Consider the following 2720-nt stretch of genomic DNA (forward strand, 5'->3'; position numbering starts at 1 on the left):
ATGGCTTTGCACGGAGGACATGGACGACCCCGCGCCCTGCGCTGCGTGCGGGCAGCGGGTAATCCTTCGGAGGGGACATGCGCCGAAGGGTGATCCTGTGTTCGGACGCTTGCCGGTCCCGGTTCTACGAGGCACAGAAGGCACCTGTCGGGCGAGCCGTGACGCGGTGCGCGGAGTGCGGGCAGCCCGCGCTGGCCACAAGCCAACCGATGATCATCGATGACTACCTCGATGCTCAGGTGGCGACGTTCAACACCATGTGGGCCATGACGCACGTCCTTGATCATGCTCAGACCACTCGTCAAGCGGTCGAGGGGACTCAACGCAGAAGCAGAACTCGTCGAGGGGCAGGCGGATACGTCGCCAGAGTGCTACTGGTCGCAACGGGTGTAAAACAGACCCCCTACTCGAGACTGAAAGAAGGTAACGCAACCGATCAGATCCGTCGCGCACGCCAAGTGCTGTACCTCGTCCCCTACCTGCAAGGCCTCGACGTTGACCTACGGATCGCCAAGATTCACAGCACGATCAAGTATTACGACGACGAAGTCGTAGTTACCAGTAAAGGGACTGAGTTCCACGTCAGCCATGACGAGCTCGGCAACCGCACGCTTGAGGGACTCCGAGTCCACCACCGCTACCCTCCTGGCGATCCGACAGGTTCTCGGCGAAACAGCGCAGGCATCCCAGTCGACGACGACACCATCAGCGAACGGGCCGGTCTCACCGCCGAGCAACTCGGGAAGATCGCAATCGAAGCCCTCACTGGCCAAGTCGCTACCTTCGTGGCTGCCAACGATCGCATCGACTTCACCGTTGACGGCGACACAGAAGTCCACCTTTCGTCACTGGCCGCCGCCGTGGTCAGTCTCGACCCCCCCGCAAAGGACTTCTACGCACGGCACGCAGTAGCCTGCCCACATGGGCAACGGCGAGCGACGGTCATCCGCGAACGAAGCCGGACGCCGGGTGCGCAAGCGTCTGCCGCGGCGAGGCTTGGCCGAGCTGGTCCTCCCCGTCGACCGGGATCCCCTCGGCATCCTCGAGGAACAGCACGCGTCGAGACTGAAGGATCTCGTGCCGGTGCGGGTGGGACGGATGCTGCAATCGCCGTTCTCATTTTACCGGGGCACGGCGGCGGTTATGGCGGCCGACCTGCGCGGTGCACCCACCACCGACCTCGAGGTCGTCTCCTGTGGCGACGCCCACATACGGAACTTCGGCTTCTTCGCCTCGCCCGAACGCGCGCTCGTCTTCGACCTCAACGACTTCGACGAGGGTGGCGTCGCGCCGTGGGAGTGGGACGTGCGCCGGCTCACCGCGAGCGTGTACATCGGCGGGCGCGACATCGGCTTGAGCGAGGGCGCATGCCGCGACGCGGCCTTCGCCGCGGCTGACGCGTACCGCGAGATGTTGCGGGGCTATTGCCGCCTCTCCACGCGGGAGCGCTACTACACCCGGGTCGACACGTCCTCGGTCGCACGTCACTTCGGGGAGAAAGGCGAGCGGACGGTCCGCAAAGCGGCGAAGAAGGCTCGCGCACGCACGTCCGAGCGTCTCCTGCAGCGCCTGACGACGATTTCGGCCGACGGCGGCATCCGCATCGTCGATCAACCTCCCATCCTGCGCCACGTCGACCACGCGACCTTGGGCGAGGTCACCGACTTCTTCACCCAATACCGCGCGACCCTGCGCGAGGACATCGCGTTTCTGCTGGAGCAATACCGCGTGGTCGACTTCGCCCTGCGGGTCGTCGGTGTCGGCAGCGTCGGCACCCGCTGCTACCTGGTCGCAGTCGAGGGCCCCACCGGCGACATGCTGTTCCTCCAGGCCAAGGAGGCTCCGCCGTCCGTCTTGACGACGTACGGGGGCCGGCGGTCGATCATCCCCGGTCGCCCCGGCGTGACTGACTTCATCGAGGGCCACCGCGTCGTCGCCGCCCAGCGGATCCTGCAGGCGAACTCCGACCTATTCGTCGGATGGATCCGCGGCTGGGCCGGTGACGCCGCGGACCGTTACCGGGTGGACTACTACTGGCGGCAGTTCCGCGACATGAAGGGGTCGATCGAGCCGGACACGCTCGACACCGACCAGTTCCGCTCGTACGGTGCGCTGTGCGCCGCACTCCTGGCTCGGGCGCACGGGCAGTCCTTCGCCTCGGCTGCAATCGTGGGCTACCTCGGCCGATCCGAAGAATTCGCCGAGGCGACGACGGCATGGTCGGCCGCATACGCCGATGTCGCCGAGGCCGACTTCGAACTGCTGCGCCGAGCCGTCGCATCCGGACGCCTCCCGGCCGAGACCGGAGTCTGACCGCGGTTCGGAGCGTGCACCTCCGGACCCCGACGCGAGTGGGTTTGCCCCCGTAGCGTGGAGACATCGCCTTTGAGGAGGTATGGCGATGGCAGAGACACGGCGGAAGTTCGACGAGGACTTCAAGCGTGGTGCGGTGCAGCTGGTCTTCGAGACGGGGAAGCCGATCGCGCAGGTGGCCCGGGATCTGGGCGTCAACGAGGGCACGCTGGGGAACTGGTGCGCGGTCGAGCGGCGCCGGCGCGAGGGTGGTCAGGCCGGGCTGAGCGAGGACGAGCGCGCTGAGCTGGTCCGGCTGCGGAAGGAGATCGCCGAGCTGCGGATGCAGCGTGATGTCCTCAAGCGCTCGGTCGCCCTCTGGGTCAACGAGGCGATGGGCCGGTAGAGATGGCCGCGTTCATCGTCAC

Annotated in this window: 3 protein-coding genes; 2 read left to right on the forward strand and 1 reads right to left on the reverse strand. The window is 66.5% G+C overall.

Going from position 1 to position 2720, the window contains the following annotated elements; all coding sequences use genetic code 11:
• Positions 1-500: 500 nt before the first annotated feature.
• Complete coding sequence (locus WML84_RS14690) at positions 501-839, reverse strand: hypothetical protein (RefSeq protein ID WP_347346879.1); 339 nt, start codon at positions 837-839, stop codon at positions 501-503.
• Between the two features lie 82 nt (positions 840-921).
• Here WML84_RS14690 and WML84_RS14695 point away from each other — a divergent pair, with 82 nt between their 5' ends.
• Positions 922-2313, forward strand: a complete 1392-nt coding sequence (locus WML84_RS14695; protein ID WP_347346880.1) for a DUF2252 domain-containing protein — start codon at positions 922-924, stop codon at positions 2311-2313.
• Positions 2314-2401: 88 nt separating this feature from the next.
• Positions 2402-2698: a transposase gene (locus WML84_RS14700; protein WP_347346881.1), complete on the forward strand. Its 297-nt coding sequence runs from the start codon at positions 2402-2404 to the stop codon at positions 2696-2698.
• Positions 2699-2720 lie beyond the last annotated feature (22 nt).

Source organism: Microbacterium sp. (assembly GCF_039812165.1).
Lineage (GTDB): Bacteria > Actinomycetota > Actinomycetes > Actinomycetales > Microbacteriaceae > Microbacterium.